This is a genomic window from Rhizobacter sp. LjRoot28 (genome assembly GCF_964253025.1).
GTDB lineage: Bacteria > Pseudomonadota > Gammaproteobacteria > Burkholderiales > Burkholderiaceae_C > Rhizobacter.
This window is the reverse complement of sequence record NZ_CAXUQC020000001.1, coordinates 4,123,896-4,141,463: the sequence shown is the minus strand read 5'-3', so window position 1 is coordinate 4,141,463 and position 17,568 is coordinate 4,123,896. Positions and strand designations below refer to the sequence as shown.

The window sequence follows — 17,568 nt, the reverse complement described above, 5'->3', positions numbered from 1 at the left end:
ATCCGGCCGGCGGCCATCGGGCAAGCGCTCTCGGCCACGCAGTGTGATGCCCGAGCCCTGATCGGGCAGCTCGCGGGCTGGGCAGGGCCGTCTCTCGTTCAGGTCAGAGCCATGCCGTGCCCTGCTGTGCCGTGCTCCCGAGCGCTGTCGGATCGCCTCCGCCGTACCCGCAGATCTCACGCCAGGTGCAGCTACGCAGCGCCCATTGCGCAGGCAGCCAGCGCGCATCAAGCCCGGCTTGGGCGGCGTCCCTAGAGCAGCACCACGACGTCCGGCAGTTCGTTGGCGTTCACCGCGTGCTCGGGCACACCGAAGTGCTGCACAAGCTCCGCGTGCACCGCATCGACGGCCGTCTCCAGGCCCTCGGTGAAGCGGCCGGCGCGGAAGGCCTCGGCCATGCGCGTGGTGACCCCGGCCCAGTGCGACGCCGGCACCCGCGCGCTGAGGCCGCGGTCGGCCACGATCTCGATGCGGTGTTCGGCCACCAGCAGGTAGATCAGCACGCCGTTGTTGTGCTCGGTGTCCCAGACACGCAGCTTGCCGAAGAGCATCACCGCGCGCTCGCGAGCGCTCGCTCCGCGCCGCAGGTAGGACATGGGCAAGCCACCTTCCACACAGATGCGGATCTCGCCGCTGTGCAGGCGTTCGCTGTCGACGATGCGCTGCTGAAGCCGTTGCAGGCCATTGGAGCCGATGAGGCGGCGTGAGTCGTCCACGTCGAACCAGAGGTGGCGCAAGGCGTTGACGAACCGGTTGGGGGTTCCCTGCATCACCAGCCTCCCGAGGCGCCACCGCCTCCGAAATCACCACCGCCGCCCGACCCGAAGCCGCCGAATCCACCGCCTCCGCCGCCGTGGCCACCGCCGCCGCCCCAGATGATCGGCATGCCCCCGCGACCGCTTCGGCCGCCAAGGCCCATCACGCCAACCAGGAAGAGCGCCATCACGCCGGCACCGATGCCCACCAGCGTGCTGGCCGTCAGCCACCAGCCGATCGCGCCCACTGCGCCGCCGGTGGCCAGCGAGCCGAGCTTGCGTCCGAAGACACTGACTGCGACGCCGCCGACGAGGGGCACGCCCACGAGCAGGAACAGCAGGCCGTCTTCCCAATCGAAGCCCTCGGCGGACGAAGGCGCCCGGCGCGTCGATGGCTCGGGCAGGCCCTCGCTGCCGATCCGCTCGGCGATGCGGTCGATGGCGGCGTTCAGGCCGCCGGCGTAGTCGCCCTGCCGAAACGCGGGCGCCATGCGCTCCTCGATGATGCGGCTGGCCGCCAGGTCGGGAACGGCGCCTTCGAGCGCCTTGGCCGGCGCAATGCGCATGCGGCGGTCGTCCTTGGCCACGACGATCAGCAGGCCGTCACCGACCTCACGGCGGCCGAGCTTCCACGCGTCGCCCAGGCGCTGCGTGTAGTCGGCAATGTCCTCGGGCATCGTGCTCGGCAGCATCAGCACGACGATCTGCGTGCCGCGCTGCCGCTCAATGCCGGCGAGCTTGTCCTCCAACGCGCTGCGCTGGACCGGTGTCAGCGTGGACGTCTGGTCCATCACCCGACCCGTCAGCGCAGGCACGGGCACGAGCTCCTGGGCCCACGACGGCAGGGCCGCGGCCAGCAGCAGAGCCAGGACCCAGAGGCGCAGCGCGTTCAAGGCGGTGCTCAGTTCGACGCCGGCTTCTCGAAGCTCACCGAGGGCGGCACGGAGATCTGCGCCTCGTTCTGCACCGTGAAGCTCGGCTTGATCTCATAGCTGAAAGCCATGGCCGTCAGGTTGGTCGGAAAGCTCCGGGCCAGGGTGTTGTAGTCGGCGACCGACTTGATGTAGCGGTTGCGCGCGACGGTGATCCGGTTCTCCGTGCCTTCGAGTTGCACACGCAGGTCCTGGAAGCCCTTGTTGGCCTTCAGGTCCGGATAGCGCTCGCTGACGACCATCAGGCGGCTCAGCGCACCGCTGAGCTCGCCCTGCGCCTTCTGGAACTTGTCGAAGGCCTCGGGGTTGTTGACCAGCTCCGGCGTGGCCTGGACGCTGGTGGCCTTGGCGCGTGCCTCGATCACCCGGGTGAGCGTCTCCTGCTCGAACGAGGCCTCGCCCTTGACGGTGGCGACGATGTTCGGGATCAGGTCCGAGCGGCGCTGGTACTGGTTCAGCACCTCGGCCCAGGATGACTTCACCTGTTCGTCGAGACGCTGGAAATCGTTGTAGCCGCAGCCGCTCAGGGCGGCGACGGAACTCAATGCGAGGGCGATGAGCCACTGCCTGCGAATCATGGGAAGGTCCTCCAAGCTGGGTCGTGCATGCTACCGCGCTCAGAAGTCGGGGTGTGTCGCCCGGTTTCAAGGGCCCGGGATGGAGGCTGCCAGGTCAGCGCCGCAGCGCGAGCAGCCTGCTTCGGCAAAGGCCGCATCTGTTCGAGGATCCATGAGAGGCGCGCGGCGTCGACCGCGTCGCCGTGGCGCAAGCGCGTCAACGCGCTGTCGGGCGCACGCAGCAGGCTGGCGAGCCAGGCGGCCTCGACGGGCGTGAGGCGGCTCGCCGGTTTGCCGAACAGGTGCCGTGCGGCCGCTTCCGCGCCGCAGCGGCCGTCGCCCCAGGGCGCGATCGAGAGGTAGAGCGCCAGCACGCGCGCCTTGCCCAGCTCCCGGTCGAGCTCCACCGCGTACAGCAGCTCCCGCAGCTTGCGGGCCGGGGTGCGGTCGTTGCCCGTGTAGAGCAGCTTCGCCAGCTGTTGCGACAGCGTGCTGGCACCGCGCACCACGCCGCCACGATCCTGGTTGAGCGACCACGCCGCCGACAGCTCGGTCAGATCGAAGCCGGTGTGCGCGAGGAAGCGCTGGTCCTCGGCGGCGATCACCGCGCGCGGCAGCCAGCGGCCCAGGCCTTGCCCGGGTGTCGTCCCGCAGGCGGTGCTGGCGCCCAGCAAGGCGCGGGTGCCCAGCCCGGAGACCTGAAAGCCGGTCACGCGGGCCGCCAGCATCAGGCTGCCGGAGGGAAGAGACAGGCGAGCGGAAAGGTCGAACTCCCCGGCGATGCGGGCGTGTGCCAGCTCGGGAACGGACGACTCGACCACCGCGTACGCGTCGGCAATCGAGATCCCGCGCCATTCGGCCTGCAGCGCCACGCCGTCGGCGCGGGTCTCCCAACGCCACTCGCCGCGCACCGCCTGTCCGGCACGGCCAAGCACCACGGTTCCGGCGGCGCGACCGGCGTCGCCATGCGCCAGCGTCACCACGACGCGGCCAAGCGGCAGCGCCTGGCCGCCCCACTCGCGGCGGCGCAGGGTGCAGGGCTCGCAAACGGCCACCCAGCCCTCGGCCGGATGGACCGCTCGGTCCACCCGAACGGGCCCGACCGGCGTGCGCCAGATTCGCCCCGACACGAGTGCCAGCATGAACGGATGGCTTGCCACCCGCCAGGCGGCGGGGCCGCTCACCGCCAGGGACCCGGGCCCGAGCGGCACGGTCAGCCGCCACTCGTCCGTCGCTGGCCGCAGTTGCCAGCACACCATGGCCACCAACAGCACCGCGGTGGTGGCTGCGGCCATCAGCAGCGTGGCGCTCCAGCGCATGGCGCGCCGCCAGCCAGCGGCCATCACAGGGGTCTCGCCGTCGTCACCGCCTGCCACGGTCCCGGTGAACGGCCGAACGCTGCCGCCCAGTACCAGCTGGAGGTGTCGGTGTAGGCCTGCCCGGCCGCGTCGGTGATGCGCTCGCAGACGCGGATGGTGCTGCCGGCGCGCTCGGCCGTGAAACAGCGCCAGAGGCGATGCTCGGCATCCCGCTCCAGTCGCGCCTCGCGGATGGCGTAGCCGAGGCCGCGGTAGCAATCGGCCGCCGGGTGCAGCATGCGCGTCGGCTGGCTCACCGTGCGCAGCACCAGCACGCTGTCGCCGTCGGTCAGTCGGGCGATGTGGCCGGGGAAGCGTGCGGCGAAGCGGTGCTCGACCGGGCTCAACGCCAGCGGCCGCAGTGCGCGTCCGTCCCAGGTTCGTGGCAATTCGGGTGCAGCAGCCGGCGCAGCGGCAGTCGCCCCCGGGGCACGGGCAAGCGGCAAGACCGCACACGCGGCGATCACCAGCGCGAAGGCCACATGCCCGATGCGGGGCGTGATCCAGGGCAGCCTCATGACGGCCTCCGCATCACGGCCACCACCGCCGCGCACACGCCGGCGAGCACCATCAGGCCGATGCCCTGGTGCAGTGCCTCCGAGGCGGCAAGGCCGTGGCTTTCGAGGCCGACCAGCACGCCGTTGCGGACCACGTTGCCCGCCAGCACGCACCCACCGAGGGCCGGCAGGCGGCCCAGCACCGCGCGGTCCGGCAGGCGGTGCCAGGCGGCGACGCAAAAGGCCGCGAAGTACGCCATCCACACCATCTGCACGCCGGAGCAGGGCGCGTCGACGATGACCAGCCGGCCTTCGACCCACATGGCCGTGCCCGAGCGCTCGACGACGAGCCCGCCCAGCCGCAGCAGGTGAGTCGACAACTCGGCCGTCACCACCCGCAAGGGATGGCCGGCATAGAACTGCAGCGAGGACAGCACCGGCAGTGCCAGGACGGCGAGTCCGGCCAACGGCAGCACCGCATGGCCGGGCGGAAGGAATGCACGTGCGCCGAGCGCCACGGCCAGTGCCGCCAGCACCGCGCCTGCGAGGGGTGGCAGCCACCACGTCGACGCCGTGGCGGCCACGGTGGCGACTGCGGCAGCCGCCAGCCAGCACGGTTCACCCCGCGCCTGCATGCGGGGCGACTCCCTTGCCACCAGGGCCAGGAGCGCGGCCAGGGCCACCACGCCGAGCGGATCGTCCGAGCCGTCGCCAAGGCGCGCGGCGGCCCACTGCCAGTGAGGCCACAGGGCCGCTGCCAGCATGCCGACCCAGGCGACGGGCGGCAGCCGATCGAAACGGCCCAGCCAGCGGCCCGCCACGCTGGTGGCCACCGGCGCGCTGACCCCGCAGGGCGGTGTTGTGTCCATCAGCATGGCGGCTCAGGCGTGGCGGCGTGACAGGGCCGTGGCGGCCACGATGCCGGCGACCAACAGCATCGCGAGCCAGGCGGCGGGTTCGGGGGTGCTCGGCACTTCGGCGCCGATGGCCAGCGGGCTCACCCCTTCAGGCAGCGGCGACGGCTGGTCCACCGTGGGCGTGTGCGCCGGGTTCGTGTTGCGCACCAGCTTGTCAACCGCGATGAAGCTGGTGTACTGCGTCAGCAGGCCATGGCGCAGTCCGAGCGCGGTGATCGCGTCCTTCTGCGTGTTGCCGCCCTCCAGCGCTTCCTGGTCCGACAGTGCGGCAATGCGCTCGCGGGCCCAGAGCAGGCGAAGCGCGGGCGCGTCGAGCACCTCGCGATTCGCCGCCTCGGTCACGCTGCGGAACGGACCGTCGGCGGCCCGGCCCTCGATCACCATGCGCGCGCCCACCGGGTCACCCTTCCACTTGCCGAACACCACCACGGGGCGGCCACCGAGCACGTCAGGCAGCTGCGCCGGCTCCACGTCATAGGTGTCGAGGCCCTCGAAGGCGAACTTCACGCTGGTCAGCACCGGTGAGTCGATCATCCGGCGCAGCCGCTCGGCCTGCGCCGCCGCCTGGTCCGGCCGGGTGACGATGAAGGCCTCGCCGCGGCCGGCACGCGCCAGCCCTTCGATCAGATGGCGGTTCACGCTGCTGCCGATGCCGAAGGCAAACACGTTCTGCCGGTCCAGGTGCTGCCGCACCAGCTGGAAGACCTCGGACTCCACGCTCACGTAGCCGTCGGTGACGATCACGATGCTGCGCGACACGTCGGCCGGCTTGGGCAGCGCCGCCAGCCGCTTGAGGGCCGGCACGATCTCCGTGCTGCCGCTGCCGCGGATGTCGCGCAGGGTGTCGAGCGCCCGGTCGATGTTGGCGCGCGTGGCGGGCACCGCCTGGGGCGCCAGCATGCGGTTGCTTCCGGAGAACAGCAGGACATTGAAGGTGTCGCTCGGGCGCAGGCTGCCGATCAGGTTCTGCAACAGCGTCCGGGCGGTGTCGAGCGGATGCCCGTGCATCGAGCCCGAGATGTCGACCACGAACACATACTCGCGCGGATTGATCTGACGAACGGGCACCGCCTTCGGTGGCTCCACCAGCGCCAGGAAGAAGTTCTCCTCCTCGCCGCGCATGAGCATCAGCCCCGTCTCGATGTGGTCGCCCGCGAGGCGGTAGTCGAGCAGGAAGTCACGGTCGTTCGCGGGCCGCCCCGGACGCAGGCGCACCTCGGCGCGCCGCGTGCCCCGTCCCTCCACCTCGAGTTCGTGAGAGCTCGACTCGAGAGACTTGATCGCCACAGGCGAGTCGACCGTCACCTTGATGTCGAAGGCCGACGCGGCGGGCGCCCCGGGTGCCAGGTAGGGCACGGCCGTGATGGGTGCATCTGGCGACGGCGCGCGCACCGGGGACACGTAGCGCGGCCCCACCACCGTCGGGAACACGAAGCCGTAGCGGGCGTCGGTCGGCACCAGCAGTTCGCTGTAGCGCAGTTCCACCCGCACGTCGTCGCCGGGCAGGATGTTGGCGACGTTCATTTCGAAGACGTTCGGCCGCTGCTGCTCCAGCAGCGCGCTCGTGCGACCTTCCTTGCGGGCGGCATCGAACTCGATGCGGGCGGCCTGTTTCTCCTTGATGCGGGCGGTGAGCAGGCGATCGCCGAGCCGGACGTTCATCGCATGCACCGCCGCCCGCGTCGAGCCGGGGAAGACGTAGCGGGCGTCGATCGGCCGCTGCCCTTCGTTGCGGTAGTGCTGCACGACCGTGACGTCGGCGATGACGCCGGCAATGCGCACGTCGACCGAAGTGGCCTTCAGGGGCAGCCGGTCGGTGCCAGGCTCGCTGCTGGCAACGTGGAAGTACGGGCTCTCGCCCGGCATCGCCTCGGCATCGTCGGCGAGCGCCGGGCTCGACCACAGCAACAGCAGCACGGCCGCGATCAGCGCACCGATCGCGCACCACATGACCCGGCCGACAGGGCTCAGGGGCCGGGCGGAAGGCAGGAACAAGCGCATGGAATTCTCCTTGGACGGTCCGCCAGGGTGGCGGTGTGCCGCAAGGATCGGCGCGCTCGGAGAAGCCGGTTTGAAGTTCCAGGGCCTTGTGTGAAGTCGGTGTGAAGTCCACCGGATGTGACGGTCTGGTGGCCGGTGCCGGGAATCGGCGCCGGGTTTGCGCGGCGTCAGTCCCGTGGCTGTGCAGAGTTGAACCAAGTCAAGGACGGCACCGACTGCAGGCCCGACCATCGTCTGGCCAAAAGGATCCAACAAGCCAACCGATAGGAGTGGACCATGAGAAGCCTCAACCCGGCATCGTCCCTGACTGCGACAGCCGCGCTCGCGCTGCTGACCGCATTCGCGCCGCTGACCGCCTTGTCTCAAGTGAATGACAAGGAACACGTCACGAAACCCGAAGTCAATTACCAGGCCGCCGGCTCGCAATTGACCAACGAGCCCATGTACCAGAGCCAGAACCCGAAGGCTCCGCCGATGACGCAGGCCGAGTTCGAGCTGGGTCGCAAGACCTACTTCGAGCGCTGCGCAGGCTGCCACGGCGTGCTGCGCAAGGGTGCCACCGGCAAACCCCTGACGCCGGACATCACCATGGCCAAGGGCACCGACTACTTGAAGGTGTTCATCGCCTACGGCTCGCCCGCCGGCATGCCGAACTGGCTCACGTCCGGCGAGATGGACGAGAAGACCGTCGACGTCATGGCCCGCTACATCCAGCAGGACCCGCCGGTGCCGCCCGAGTTCGGCATGGCCCAGATCAAGGAGACCTGGAAGGTCGTCATCCCGCCGAGCCAGCGCCCGACGCGGAAGATGAACAGCTACAACACGCAGAACATCTTCTCCACCACGCTGCGTGACACCGGCGAAGTGGCGCTGATCGACGGCGACACCAAGAAGATCATCAACATCGTCAAGACCGGCTATGCCGTGCACATCTCGCGCACGTCGGCCTCGGGACGCTACCTGTTCGTGATCGGCCGCGACGGCAAGATCAACATGATCGACCTGTGGATGCCGACGCCTGACAACGTCGCCGAGATCCGCATCGGCCTCGAGGCCCGCTCGGTCGACACGAGCAAGTACAAGGGCAAGGAAGGCGACTTCACCGACAAGCTGGCCATCGCCGGCGCCTACTGGCCTCCGCAGTACGTCGTGATGAACGGCGACACCCTCGAGCCGCTGAAGATCGTCAGCACCCGCGGCATGGTCGTCGGCACGCAGGAATACCACCCGGAACCGCGCGTCGCCTCCATCGTGGCCTCGCACTTCAAGCCCGAGTTCCTGGTCAACGTGAAGGAGACCGGCAAGACGCTGATGGTCGACTACACGAACCTCGATGCGCTCAAGGTCACCGAGATCGGCTCCGCCCCCTTCCTGCATGACGGCGGCTGGGACTCCACCAAGCGCTACTTCATGGTGGCTGCGAACCAGAGCAACAAGATCTCCGTGATCGACGCGAAGCTCGGCAAGCTGGCCGCCCTGGTGGACGTGGGCAAGATCCCGCACCCGGGCCGTGGCGCGAACTTCGTGCACCCCAAGTTCGGTCCGGTGTGGGCGACGGGTCACCTCGGTGACGAGACCATTGCCCTGGTCGGTACCGACCCGGTCAAGAACGGCAAGCACGCGTTCAAGAAGGTTGCCGACCTGAAGGGCCCTGGTGGCGGTGCGCTGTTCATCAAGAGCCACCCGAAGAGCCGTCACCTGTACTCCGATGCGCCGCTCAACCCGGATGCCGCGATCTCGCAGTCGGTCGTCGTGTACGACATCGACAACCTCGACAAGGGCTACGTCACCCTGCCGATCGCCCAGTGGGCCGGGCTGCCGGACGACGGTGGCGCCAAGCGTGTCGTGCAGCCGGAGTACAACAAGGCGGGCGACGAGGTGTGGTTCGCCGTGTGGTCGGCCAAGGACAAGGCGAGCGCGATGGTCGTCGTCGACGACAAGACGCTCAAGCTGAAGGCCGTGATCAAGGATCCTCGCCTGATCACCCCGACGGGCCACTTCAACGTGCACAACACGCAGCACGACGTGTATTGATAGGCCGGTGGGGCGGGTTCGGCCCGCCCCTGTTTCACCCAACGAAGGAATCACCATGACGAGAAACATCGCAACGGCGCTGGCCCTGGGCCTCGCGCTGGTGGCCTCCGGCGCCCAAGCCGGCGTGGAGGAGAACCTCACCAAGGCCGGCTGCATGGCGTGCCATGCGAAGGACAAGAAGATGGTCGGCCCGTCCTTCAAGGACATCGCCGCCAAGTACAAGGGCCAGGACGTCGTCGCCCCGTTGATGACGAAGGTGCGCACCGGTGGCAAGGGCGTGTTCGGCCCGATCCCGATGCCGCCCAACCCGCCCGAGAAGATCAACGATGCCGACCTGAAAGAGGCCGTGCAGTACATCCTCAAGAGCTGAGGCACCGACGACATGACCGCCGCGATGCGCCTGGCCCTCCGGTCCGCCGTGTTCGCGCTGGCCGCCTCGAGCCTGCCGGCCACGGCAGCGCCCGAGGGCCCACGCCGCCAGGAACTGGTGCGCATGGTTCGGCAGGATTGCGGTTCGTGTCACGGCATGCGACTCACCGGCGGACTCGGTCCCGCGCTGACTCCCTCGGCGCTGGCCGACAAGCCGGTGCAGTCGCTTGCGGCCACCATCTACCACGGCCGTCCCGGAACGCCGATGCCGCCCTGGCGCGCCATGCTGAGCGCGGAGGAGGCCGAGTGGATCGCCCAACAACTTCAAGCCGGCTTTCCGGCGGAGACACCATGAGGCGACTGTTCGTTGCACTGGCCACGGCACTGACCCTCGGTGGGCTTGCAGGCTGCGCCTCCCCCCCGACCAAGGGCACCGGCGACCTCGGCGTCGTCATTGAACGCGGCACCGGCACGGTGGCCATCGTGGACACCAGCGAACGCCGCGTGCTGGCCGAGGTTCCGGGCCTGGGCGACCTGTCCCATGCTTCGGTGGTGTTCTCCCGCGACGGCGGCAGTGCCTTCATCTTCGGTCGCGACGGCGCGCTCACCCGCGTCAACCTCATCACCCGTCGCATCGAGCAACGCGTGATGCAGGCCGGCAACTCCATCGGCGGCGCCGTCTCCCAGGACGGCACGCTCGTCGCCGCCCAGAACTACGAACCCGGTGGCGTGAAGGTGTTCGACGCGCGCACGCTGGCGCTCGTGGCCGACATCCCCACCGAATATGCCCCCGGCCAGCGTTCGCGCGTGGTGGGACTGGCCGACCTGCCGGGCCGGCGCTTCGTCTTCTCGCTCTTCGACGCGGACCAGATATGGGTGGCAGACCTGTCCGATGCCTCGCGTCCGGTCATCACCCGTTTCGAGAACGTCGGCCGCCAACCGTATGACGCCCTCGTCACGCCCAACGGCCGGCACTACATCGCCGGCCTGTTCGGTGAGGACGGCTTTGCCATGATCGACCTGTGGGCCGCCGAGCCTCGGGTGCAGCGCATCCTGGGCGGCTATGGCCGTGGCGGCCAGCCGCTGCCCGTCTACAAGATGCCGCATCTGCGCGGCTGGGCGGTGGCCGGGCGCCAAGCCTACCTGCCCGCCATCGGCCGCCACGAGGTGCTGGTGGTGGACACCGACACCTGGACCGAGACGGCGCGCATTCCCGTGGCGGGGCAGCCCGTCTTCGTGGTCGCGCGCCCCGACGGGCGCCAGGTGTGGGTGAACTTCGCCGTGCCGGACTACCACCGCGTTCAGGTGATCGACACGCAGTCGCGCCAGGTCGTCAAGACGCTCGAGCCCGGCAAGGCCGTGCTGCACCTCGAGTTCACGCCGCGCGGCGAGGCCGTGTGGATCAGTTCGCGCGACGCCAACCACGTGTCGGTCTACGACACCACGTCCTTCACGTCGCTCGTCACCCTGCCCCTGGCAGCGCCCAGCGGCATTTTCTTCACCAGCCGCGCGGCTCGGATGGGCTTCTGACATGGACCACCTGCAGCTACTCAACCGATGGCAACACGGATTTCCTCTGGTGCCGGCGCCCTTCGCCCAGATCGCCGCCGAGGCCGGACGCAGTGAAAGCGACGTGCTGCGCGCGTACCGGGATGCCGAGCGTGACGGCGCGCTGAGCCGCATCGGCGGCGTGTGGGGGCCCGGTGCCGGCGGGGCCGCCCTGCTCGTCGCGGTGGCGGCACCCGCGCCAACGCTCGAAGCGGTGGCGCGTCGGATCGACGTCATGCCGGGCGTCAACCACAGCTACGAGCGCGAGCACCACTACAACCTCTGGTTCGTGATCACCGGCCGCGACGCCGAAGGACTGCATGGGCAGCTCGATGCGCTCGAACGCGACACCGGCCTGCGCTGCCTGCGCTTGCCGATGCAGCGGGTCTACCGCATCGACCTCGGCTTCGACCTGCTGCGCAGCGACACCCCGGCCGACCGTGTGTTGTCGGCGCGCAGCGTGCCCCGCGTCACTGCGGCGGATGCGCCGCTGGCGGCGCTGGTGGAGGGCGGTCTCCCCCTGGTCCAACGGCCCTACGCCAGCTGGGCCGCGACGCTCGACCGCAGCGAAGCCGACGTCCGCCGCGTGCTGGCCGCTTGGCTCGACGCCGGCACGCTTCGGCGTTTCGGCGTGGTGGTGCGCCACCATGAGCTGGGCTTCGACCGCAATGCGATGACCGTCTTCGACGTGCCCGACGACCAGGTGGACGCCTGTGGCGCCGCGCTCGCCGCCCAAGCCGGCGTCACGCTGTGCTACCGCCGCGCGCGCGCGGATGGCTGGCCCTACAACCTCTACTGCATGATCCACGGTCGCGAGCGGGCGGCGGTGCAGCAGTTGATCGAAGCCGCACGCCAGTCCGCCGGTCTCGCCTCCTACCCGCACGAAGTCCTCTTCAGCGGACGGCGCTTCCGCCAGGAGGGCGGTTCGTATTTCAGGGCACCCGCCCGGGAGGTTGCCCATGCGCAGGCTTGACACCGAGGTCGACCGGCGCGACCCGATCGACCGCAGCGACCGCCGGCTCATCGACTACCTGCACGGTGGCTTTCCGCTGACCGATCACCCCTTCGCCGACGTCGGGCGCGCCTTGGGCCTGAGCGAGGAGGCGGTGATCGAGCGCCTCAAGCGCATGCTCGGCAACGGCACGCTCACCCGCTTCGGGCCGCTGTTCCACATCGAGCGGGCCGGCGGGCAGTTCGTGCTGGCCGCACTCGAAGTCCCCGAAGCCGAATTCACCCGCATCTGCGCGCTGGTGAATTCGCTGCCCGAGGTGGCCCACAACTACCGGCGCGACCATCAGCTCAACATGTGGTTCGTCGTGGCGGCCGTGTCGCAGCAGGCGGCCCGTTCGGCGCTCGATCGCATCGAAGCGCTCACGGGCCTGCGCGTTCACGCCTTCCCCAAGGAACGCGAGTACTTCGTCGGCTTGCGCTTGCTCGCCGACACCGGAGAGGACGATGACACTGAGTGACTTCGACCGCGAGCTGATCGCGGCCACCCAGACCGGCCTGCCCCTGGTGGCGCGACCGTACGAAGCCGTCGGCGCGATGCTGGGGGTGTCGGGCGGCGAGGTGCGCGAGCGCCTGGCGCAGATGCTGTCCCAAGGCGTCATTCGCCGCATCGGCGCGGTGCCCAACCACTATCGGCTGGGCTACGTGGCCAACGGCATGACGGTCTGGGACGTGGACGACGCCCTGGTCGATGAACTGGGCGAGCGCGTCGGCGCGGTGCCCGGTGTCAGCCACTGCTATCGCCGTCCCCGCGAGCGGCCCCTGTGGCCGTACAACCTCTTTGCCATGGTCCACGGGCGCTCGCGCGACGAAGTGGAGGCGCAAGCCGAGGTCATTCGTCAGTTGCTGGGCCCGGCCTGCACCGCAAGTGACATTCTCTACAGCAGCGCCATCCTCAAGAAAACCGGGCTGCGGCTCACGGAGACCTGAACGATGTTTCGCATCTCACAGTACATGCGCGAGCTGGTTCGCGCGGAAGCCGACGGCCACTACCCCGTTCCCGCCACCCCCCGGGGCAGTGGTGCCGCGCCCGGGCCGGTGGTGATCTGGAACCTGATCCGGCGCTGCAACCTCACCTGCAAGCACTGCTACTCCATCTCGGCCGACCACGACTACGAGGGTGAGCTCAGCACCGCCGAGGTCTACACCGTGATGGATGACCTGAAGGGGTTCCGCGTTCCGGTGCTGATTTTGTCCGGTGGCGAGCCGCTGCTGCGGCCGGACATCTTCGACATCGCCACGCGGGCGAAGGCGATGAAGTTCTATGTCGGCCTGTCGACGAACGGCACGCTGATCGATGCGCCCATGGCCGACCGCATCGCGTCGCAGGCGTTCGACTACGTCGGCATCAGCCTGGACGGCATCGGCGCGACGCATGACCGCTTCCGCCGCCTGAACGGCGCGTTCGACCGCAGCCTGGCCGCCGTGCGCCTGCTGCTGGCGCGTGGCGTGAAGGTGGGCCTGCGCTTCACCATGACCGCCATGAACGCGCACGACCTCGTACCGCTGCTGCAGCTGATGAAGGACGAGGGCGTCGACAAGTTCTATTTCTCGCACCTCAACTACGCCGGTCGCGGCAACATCCATCGTGCCCGCGACGCCGAGTTCGCCTCCACCCGCGAGGCGCTCGACCTGCTGTATCAGACGGCATGGGACGCCGCGGTGGCCGGCAGCGAACAGGACTTCGTCACCGGCAACAACGACGCCGACGGGGCCTACCTGCTGCAGTGGGTCCAGGCCCGCATGCCGCGCTGGGTCGAACCGCTGCGCGAGCGCCTCGTCGCCTGGGGCGGCAACTCGTCGGGCGTCAACGTCGCCAACATCGACAACCTCGGCGTCGTGCACCCCGACACCATGTGGTGGCACCACTCGCTGGGCAGCGTGCGCGAGCGTCCGTTCTCGGAGATCTGGATGGACACCAGCGACCCGTTGATGCGCGGCCTGAAGATGCACCCGCGCCCGGTAGGCGGGCGCTGCGCCGAATGCCGCTACTTCGCGCTGTGCGGTGGCAACACCCGCACGCGGGCGCAGCAGGTGAGTGGCGATGCATGGGCCGAAGACCCGGGTTGCTACCTCACCGACGAGGAGATCGGCCGCGTGGCCGGGCCGGCCACCGCGCCGCGCCTGGCGCTCAAGCCCTTCGCCTACGTTGCCCACGAGCGCGCCTGAGCGCCGGTCCCGAACCCGCAGCCATGAGAAGACATCCCTTTCCCTCGCTTGCCGCCCTCCTCGCCGCCGCGGCCCTTCTCACCGGCTTGCCTTTGGCGCAGGCGCAGGCGTCGGTGCATGGCGCGGCCCCGGAGGCCACGGTCGCCAGCGCCGCCGAACCGGCGGCCATCGACCCCGGTGCGCTGTATCAGCAGCACTGCGCGGCCTGCCACGGAGAGCAGCGCCTCGGTGGAATGGGCCCGGCCCTGTTGCCCGAAAGCCTGCAGCGCTTGCGCCCGGCCGAAGCACTGAACGTCATCCGGCACGGGCGAACCGCCACCCAGATGCCTGCGTTCGACAAGACCCTCGATGCAGCGCAGATCGCGCAACTGTCGCGCTGGATCTACACCCCGGTGCTGCCGGCGCCCCACTGGACGGACACGCAGATCGAAGCGTCGCGGGTGGTGGCGGAGCCGCCGCGCAAGCCCGCGAGCCGGCCGGTGTGGAAGGCCGACCCGATGAACCTCTTCGTGGTTGTCGAAGGCGGCGACCATCACGTCTCGCTGCTCGACGGCGATCGCTTCGAGGTGATCCACCGCTTCCCGTCCCGCTTCGCGCTGCACGGGGGCCCCAAGTTCTCGCCGGACGGCCGCTACGTCTACTTCGGCTCGCGCGACGGCTGGATCACCAAGTACGACCTGTGGAACCTCAGCGTGGTGGCCGAGGTGCGCGCCGGCCTGAACATGCGCAACGTGGCCGTCTCGGGCGACGGCCGCTGGGTCATGGCCGCCAACTACCTGCCGCACACCGTCGTGCTGTTCGATGCCGACCTGAAGCTGCAGCACACCTACCCCGCGGTGGCGGCCGATGGCAAGGCCAGCTCGCGCGTCTCGGCCGTCTACGACGCCCAACCCCGCAGTGCCTTTGTCGTGGCCCTGAAGGACGTGGCCGAGTTGTGGGAGATTCCGTACGGCCAGCCCGGCCGCCGCGCCGAGGCATTCCCGGTGCGCCGCCTGGTGCTCGACGAACCGCTCGACGACTTCTTCTTCGACCAGCCCTACCGGCACGTGCTCGGAGCGACCCGGCCCAAGGGCGACGGCAGTCCGAGCGCCCAGGTGGTCGACCTCGATGCGGGACGGCGCGTGGCCAGCTTGCCGCTCGACGGCATGCCGCACCTGGGCTCGGGCATCACCTTCGCCTGGGGCGAGGGCAGCGTGCTCGCTTCACCCAACCTCAAGGACGGCGTCGTGCAGGTGATCGACATGAAGACCTGGCAGGTGGTCCGTCGCATCCCGACGCCCGGGCCCGGCTTCTTCATGCGCAGCCATGAGAAGTCGCCCTATGCGTGGGTGGATTCGATGATGAGCCCCGCCTCGCGCGACACGCTGACCGTCATCGACAAGCGCACCCTCGAGCCGGTCGCACAGGTTCGCGAGCCGGGCAAGACGCTGGCGCACATCGAGTTCACCAAGGACGGCCGCCATGCGCTGGCGAGCCTCTGGGAGATGGACGGGGCGATCATCATCTACGACGCCCGCACGCTGAAGGAGATCAAGCGCCTGCCCATGAGCAAGCCCGTGGGCAAGTACAACGTCTGGAACAAGATCTCGCGGTCCGAAGGCACCTCGCACTGACGAGCTGCTCCCAGTGAGCCGGCTCGGCAGTGGGCCGGTCCGTCGCGTGCGGCTGCGGAGCGTGGTGGTCAGTGCGTGAGAAGGAGCCGAAGCTCCGGGCTGCCCGAGTTGCGCGCCGGCCGCCGTGGTTCGAGCCTGAGAACCGGCCGGCCGTCAGCCGAGCGACGCGACCTTGCGGGCCTTTTGTGCGCCCAGCACCTCGTGGAGCGACACCACCGAACCGATCACGATCAGCGCAGGCGAGCAGACCGCCTGCTGGCGGGCGAGGTCTGGCAGAGTGGCCAGCGTTCCCACCACCGTGCGCTGCGCGGGCAGGGTCGCGCGTTCGATGATGGCCGCCGGTGTGTCGCCCGGCAGCCCGTGGGCCTGCAGGCGGGCACTGATCACGGGCAGGGTGCCCACGCCCATGTAGACGACGACGGTCTGGTGGGGCCGCGCGAGCAGCGGCCAGTCGAGATCGACGAGCCGGTCCGGCGCGTCGCCGCGGAGGTGGCCGGTGGTGAGCACCAATGCGTCGGCGTGATCGCGGTGCGTGAGCGGAATGCCCGCGTACGCGGCGGCGCCCTGCGCCGCACTGATGCCGGGGATGACGTCGAACGGCACGCCGGCCTCCGCGAGCGCGACCGCCTCCTCGCCGCCGCGCCCGAAAATATAAGGGTCGCCACCCTTGAGGCGCAGCACGTCGCGACCGCTGCGTGCGAGTTGCAGCATCACGTCGATGATGCCTTCCTGCGGCAGCGTGTGCCTCCCGCTCTCCTTGCCCACGTAGACCCGTTCGGCCTGCGGCGGGATCAGGGCCCGGATCTCTTCCGAGACGAGGTTGTCGAACAACACGAGCCGCGCGGCCTGCAGGGCCCGGGCCGCCTTGACGGTGAGCAGGTCCGGGTCGCCGGGTCCGGCACCCATCAACGTGACGCGTCCGGGCGGGATGCCGGCGGCTTCGATGGCGGGGCTGAACTGGAGGGGCTCGTTGAGCAGGGTCATGTTGGGCTTTCAACCGGCAGGTTGCAGATCCGATACCGCATTGCACGACCGGTGGGCCGGTGGCGCCTTGACGCAGTTCAAGCTTTGGCCTTCATCGTCCCGGATAGGCGGCAAGGCGGCGGGCGTCGAGGATGTGCACGTCACGTCGGTCGATGCGCACGAGGCCTGCGGTCTCGAGGTCGTGCAGCACGCGCGAAAAGTACTCGGGAGTGAGCGACAGGCGCGAGGCGACGGTGGCCTTGCTGACGGGCAGGCTCACCGTCATGGCCGCGCCAGGTGCCGCGGCGTCGTCGCAGGGCTGGTCCCGCAACAGATAGCCGATGATCCGCTGCACGCCGCTGTGCAAGGCGTACGCCTCCACGTCGCTCACCAAGCGGTGCAGCTGCCGGGAGATGCCGGCCAGCATGCGCATCGCAAAGCGTGGGTCCCGTTCGATCTCCGCCACCACGGCGTCGCGCTCCACCGTGAGGAGCAGCGTTTCGGTGAGGGCCTGCGCGTTGATGATGTAGGGCTTGCCGGTGAACATCAAAGCTTCGGCAAAGCTGTTTCCGGGGCCGACGAGCTCGATGACCTTCTCCTGCCCCGTGGGCGAGATGGCGAACAGCTTGACCTGCCCGGTGACGGTGACGTGAAACTCCTCGCACGGCTCGCCGACGCGAAAGATGGTTTCGCCCCGGGCCAGGCGCCGCAAATGACATCCGACGGCCACTCGCGTCAATTCGTCACGGTTCAGGTCGACGAAGAGCGGAAGGACCGAGAGGTAGCGCGGAAGGTCGAAGGTTCGGGCATCCACGTGGTGATCGAGGGTTGACGCAGCAGCATTGTG

The 17,568-nt window shown here is 69.4% G+C and carries 18 protein-coding genes; 9 read left to right on the top strand and 9 right to left on the bottom strand.

What is annotated here, in order from left to right; translation table 11 throughout:
- Nucleotides 1-251: 251 nt before the first annotated feature.
- The 7 genes from ACSQ2F_RS18950 to ACSQ2F_RS18920 are packed head-to-tail and all read right to left on the bottom strand — an operon-like array spanning nucleotide 252 to nucleotide 7,017.
- Complete coding sequence (locus tag ACSQ2F_RS18950) at nucleotides 252-770, bottom strand: TPM domain-containing protein (protein ID WP_436025659.1); 519 nt, start codon at nucleotides 768-770, stop codon at nucleotides 252-254.
- Nucleotides 770-1,648: a TPM domain-containing protein gene (locus ACSQ2F_RS18945; RefSeq protein WP_436025657.1), complete on the bottom strand. Its 879-nt coding sequence runs from the start codon at nucleotides 1,646-1,648 to the stop codon at nucleotides 770-772. Before ACSQ2F_RS18945 ends, ACSQ2F_RS18950 begins: the two co-directional genes overlap by 1 nt.
- An 8-nt stretch (nucleotides 1,649-1,656) precedes the next feature.
- Nucleotides 1,657-2,265, bottom strand: coding sequence for a LemA family protein (locus ACSQ2F_RS18940; RefSeq protein WP_436025655.1), 609 nt, complete (start codon nucleotides 2,263-2,265; stop codon nucleotides 1,657-1,659).
- Nucleotides 2,262-3,587, bottom strand: a complete 1,326-nt coding sequence (locus tag ACSQ2F_RS18935; protein ID WP_436025653.1) for a biosynthetic peptidoglycan transglycosylase — start codon at nucleotides 3,585-3,587, stop codon at nucleotides 2,262-2,264. Before ACSQ2F_RS18935 ends, ACSQ2F_RS18940 begins: the two co-directional genes overlap by 4 nt.
- The gene (locus ACSQ2F_RS18930; protein WP_436025651.1) at nucleotides 3,587-4,120 is read right to left on the bottom strand and encodes a hypothetical protein; all 534 of its coding nucleotides are present in this window, start codon (nucleotides 4,118-4,120) and stop codon (nucleotides 3,587-3,589) included. Before ACSQ2F_RS18930 ends, ACSQ2F_RS18935 begins: the two co-directional genes overlap by 1 nt.
- A complete protein-coding gene (xrtQ, locus tag ACSQ2F_RS18925; RefSeq protein ID WP_436025649.1) occupies nucleotides 4,117-4,974 on the bottom strand; it encodes an exosortase Q in 858 nt (285 codons plus the stop codon). Before xrtQ ends, ACSQ2F_RS18930 begins: the two co-directional genes overlap by 4 nt.
- Before the next feature lie 6 nt (nucleotides 4,975-4,980).
- Nucleotides 4,981-7,017, bottom strand: a complete 2,037-nt coding sequence (locus tag ACSQ2F_RS18920; RefSeq protein WP_436025647.1) for a VIT and vWA domain-containing protein — start codon at nucleotides 7,015-7,017, stop codon at nucleotides 4,981-4,983.
- 276 nt (nucleotides 7,018-7,293) lie between these two features.
- On the opposite strand from ACSQ2F_RS18920, the gene ACSQ2F_RS18915 reads away from it, so the two are divergent.
- The 9 genes from ACSQ2F_RS18915 to ACSQ2F_RS18875 are packed head-to-tail and all read left to right on the top strand — an operon-like array spanning nucleotide 7,294 to nucleotide 15,758.
- A complete protein-coding gene (locus tag ACSQ2F_RS18915; RefSeq protein ID WP_436025645.1) occupies nucleotides 7,294-9,051 on the top strand; it encodes a cytochrome D1 domain-containing protein in 1,758 nt (585 codons plus the stop codon).
- A 55-nt stretch (nucleotides 9,052-9,106) separates the two neighbouring features.
- A complete protein-coding gene (locus ACSQ2F_RS18910; RefSeq protein ID WP_436025643.1) occupies nucleotides 9,107-9,421 on the top strand; it encodes a c-type cytochrome in 315 nt (104 codons plus the stop codon).
- A 12-nt stretch (nucleotides 9,422-9,433) separates the two neighbouring features.
- Nucleotides 9,434-9,775: a c-type cytochrome gene (locus ACSQ2F_RS18905; RefSeq protein WP_436025641.1), complete on the top strand. Its 342-nt coding sequence runs from the start codon at nucleotides 9,434-9,436 to the stop codon at nucleotides 9,773-9,775.
- Nucleotides 9,772-10,950: a cytochrome D1 domain-containing protein gene (locus tag ACSQ2F_RS18900; RefSeq protein ID WP_436025639.1), complete on the top strand. Its 1,179-nt coding sequence runs from the start codon at nucleotides 9,772-9,774 to the stop codon at nucleotides 10,948-10,950. The genes ACSQ2F_RS18905 and ACSQ2F_RS18900 overlap by 4 nt, the downstream gene beginning before the upstream one ends.
- A 49-nt stretch (nucleotides 10,951-10,999) precedes the next feature.
- Nucleotides 11,000-11,941, top strand: coding sequence for a siroheme decarboxylase subunit beta (gene ahbB, locus ACSQ2F_RS18895; protein ID WP_436025637.1), 942 nt, complete (start codon nucleotides 11,000-11,002; stop codon nucleotides 11,939-11,941).
- Complete coding sequence (locus ACSQ2F_RS18890) at nucleotides 11,928-12,437, top strand: Lrp/AsnC family transcriptional regulator (RefSeq protein WP_436025635.1); 510 nt, start codon at nucleotides 11,928-11,930, stop codon at nucleotides 12,435-12,437. The genes ahbB (ACSQ2F_RS18895) and ACSQ2F_RS18890 overlap by 14 nt, the downstream gene beginning before the upstream one ends.
- Nucleotides 12,424-12,906, top strand: a complete 483-nt coding sequence (ahbB, locus tag ACSQ2F_RS18885; protein WP_436025633.1) for a siroheme decarboxylase subunit beta — start codon at nucleotides 12,424-12,426, stop codon at nucleotides 12,904-12,906. Before ACSQ2F_RS18890 ends, ahbB (ACSQ2F_RS18885) begins: the two co-directional genes overlap by 14 nt.
- A gap of 3 nt (nucleotides 12,907-12,909) precedes the next feature.
- The gene (gene nirJ, locus ACSQ2F_RS18880; RefSeq protein WP_436025631.1) at nucleotides 12,910-14,145 is read left to right on the top strand and encodes a heme d1 biosynthesis radical SAM protein NirJ; all 1,236 of its coding nucleotides are present in this window, start codon (nucleotides 12,910-12,912) and stop codon (nucleotides 14,143-14,145) included.
- A gap of 23 nt (nucleotides 14,146-14,168) precedes the next feature.
- Nucleotides 14,169-15,758, top strand: a complete 1,590-nt coding sequence (locus tag ACSQ2F_RS18875; protein ID WP_436025629.1) for a cytochrome D1 domain-containing protein — start codon at nucleotides 14,169-14,171, stop codon at nucleotides 15,756-15,758.
- Nucleotides 15,759-15,911: 153 nt separating this feature from the next.
- Here ACSQ2F_RS18875 and cobA read toward each other — a convergent pair whose 3' ends face one another.
- Nucleotides 15,912-16,742 carry a uroporphyrinogen-III C-methyltransferase gene (gene cobA / locus ACSQ2F_RS18870; protein ID WP_436025627.1) on the bottom strand — a complete coding sequence of 277 codons (831 nt, stop codon included), beginning with the start codon at nucleotides 16,740-16,742 and terminating at the stop codon, nucleotides 15,912-15,914.
- Nucleotides 16,743-16,833: 91 nt separating this feature from the next.
- On the bottom strand, nucleotides 16,834-17,535 hold the full coding sequence (locus ACSQ2F_RS18865) for a Crp/Fnr family transcriptional regulator (protein ID WP_436025625.1): 702 nt from the start codon (nucleotides 17,533-17,535) through the stop codon (nucleotides 16,834-16,836).
- Between the last annotated feature and the right edge of the window lie 33 nt (nucleotides 17,536-17,568).

Excerpts from the sequence above, each read along its gene's own strand:
- ACSQ2F_RS18910 (WP_436025643.1), top strand. The coding sequence starts at position 9,107 with ATGACGAGAAACATCGCAACGGCGCTGGCCCTGGGCCTCGCGCTGGTG.
- ACSQ2F_RS18930 (WP_436025651.1), bottom strand. The coding sequence starts at position 4,120 with ATGAGGCTGCCCTGGATCACGCCCCGCATCGGGCATGTGGCCTTCGCG.
- cobA (WP_436025627.1), bottom strand. The coding sequence starts at position 16,742 with ATGACCCTGCTCAACGAGCCCCTCCAGTTCAGCCCCGCCATCGAAGCC.
- ahbB (WP_436025633.1), top strand. The coding sequence starts at position 12,424 with ATGACACTGAGTGACTTCGACCGCGAGCTGATCGCGGCCACCCAGACC.
- ACSQ2F_RS18900 (WP_436025639.1), top strand. The coding sequence starts at position 9,772 with ATGAGGCGACTGTTCGTTGCACTGGCCACGGCACTGACCCTCGGTGGG.
- ACSQ2F_RS18935 (WP_436025653.1), bottom strand. The coding sequence starts at position 3,587 with ATGGCCGCTGGCTGGCGGCGCGCCATGCGCTGGAGCGCCACGCTGCTG.
- ACSQ2F_RS18890 (WP_436025635.1), top strand. The coding sequence starts at position 11,928 with ATGCGCAGGCTTGACACCGAGGTCGACCGGCGCGACCCGATCGACCGC.
- ACSQ2F_RS18940 (WP_436025655.1), bottom strand. The coding sequence starts at position 2,265 with ATGATTCGCAGGCAGTGGCTCATCGCCCTCGCATTGAGTTCCGTCGCC.
- nirJ (WP_436025631.1), top strand. The coding sequence starts at position 12,910 with ATGTTTCGCATCTCACAGTACATGCGCGAGCTGGTTCGCGCGGAAGCC.
- ACSQ2F_RS18915 (WP_436025645.1), top strand. The coding sequence starts at position 7,294 with ATGAGAAGCCTCAACCCGGCATCGTCCCTGACTGCGACAGCCGCGCTC.
- ACSQ2F_RS18950 (WP_436025659.1), bottom strand. The coding sequence starts at position 770 with ATGCAGGGAACCCCCAACCGGTTCGTCAACGCCTTGCGCCACCTCTGG.
- ACSQ2F_RS18875 (WP_436025629.1), top strand. The coding sequence starts at position 14,169 with ATGAGAAGACATCCCTTTCCCTCGCTTGCCGCCCTCCTCGCCGCCGCG.
- ACSQ2F_RS18920 (WP_436025647.1), bottom strand. The coding sequence starts at position 7,017 with ATGCGCTTGTTCCTGCCTTCCGCCCGGCCCCTGAGCCCTGTCGGCCGG.
- ACSQ2F_RS18905 (WP_436025641.1), top strand. The coding sequence starts at position 9,434 with ATGACCGCCGCGATGCGCCTGGCCCTCCGGTCCGCCGTGTTCGCGCTG.
- xrtQ (WP_436025649.1), bottom strand. The coding sequence starts at position 4,974 with ATGCTGATGGACACAACACCGCCCTGCGGGGTCAGCGCGCCGGTGGCC.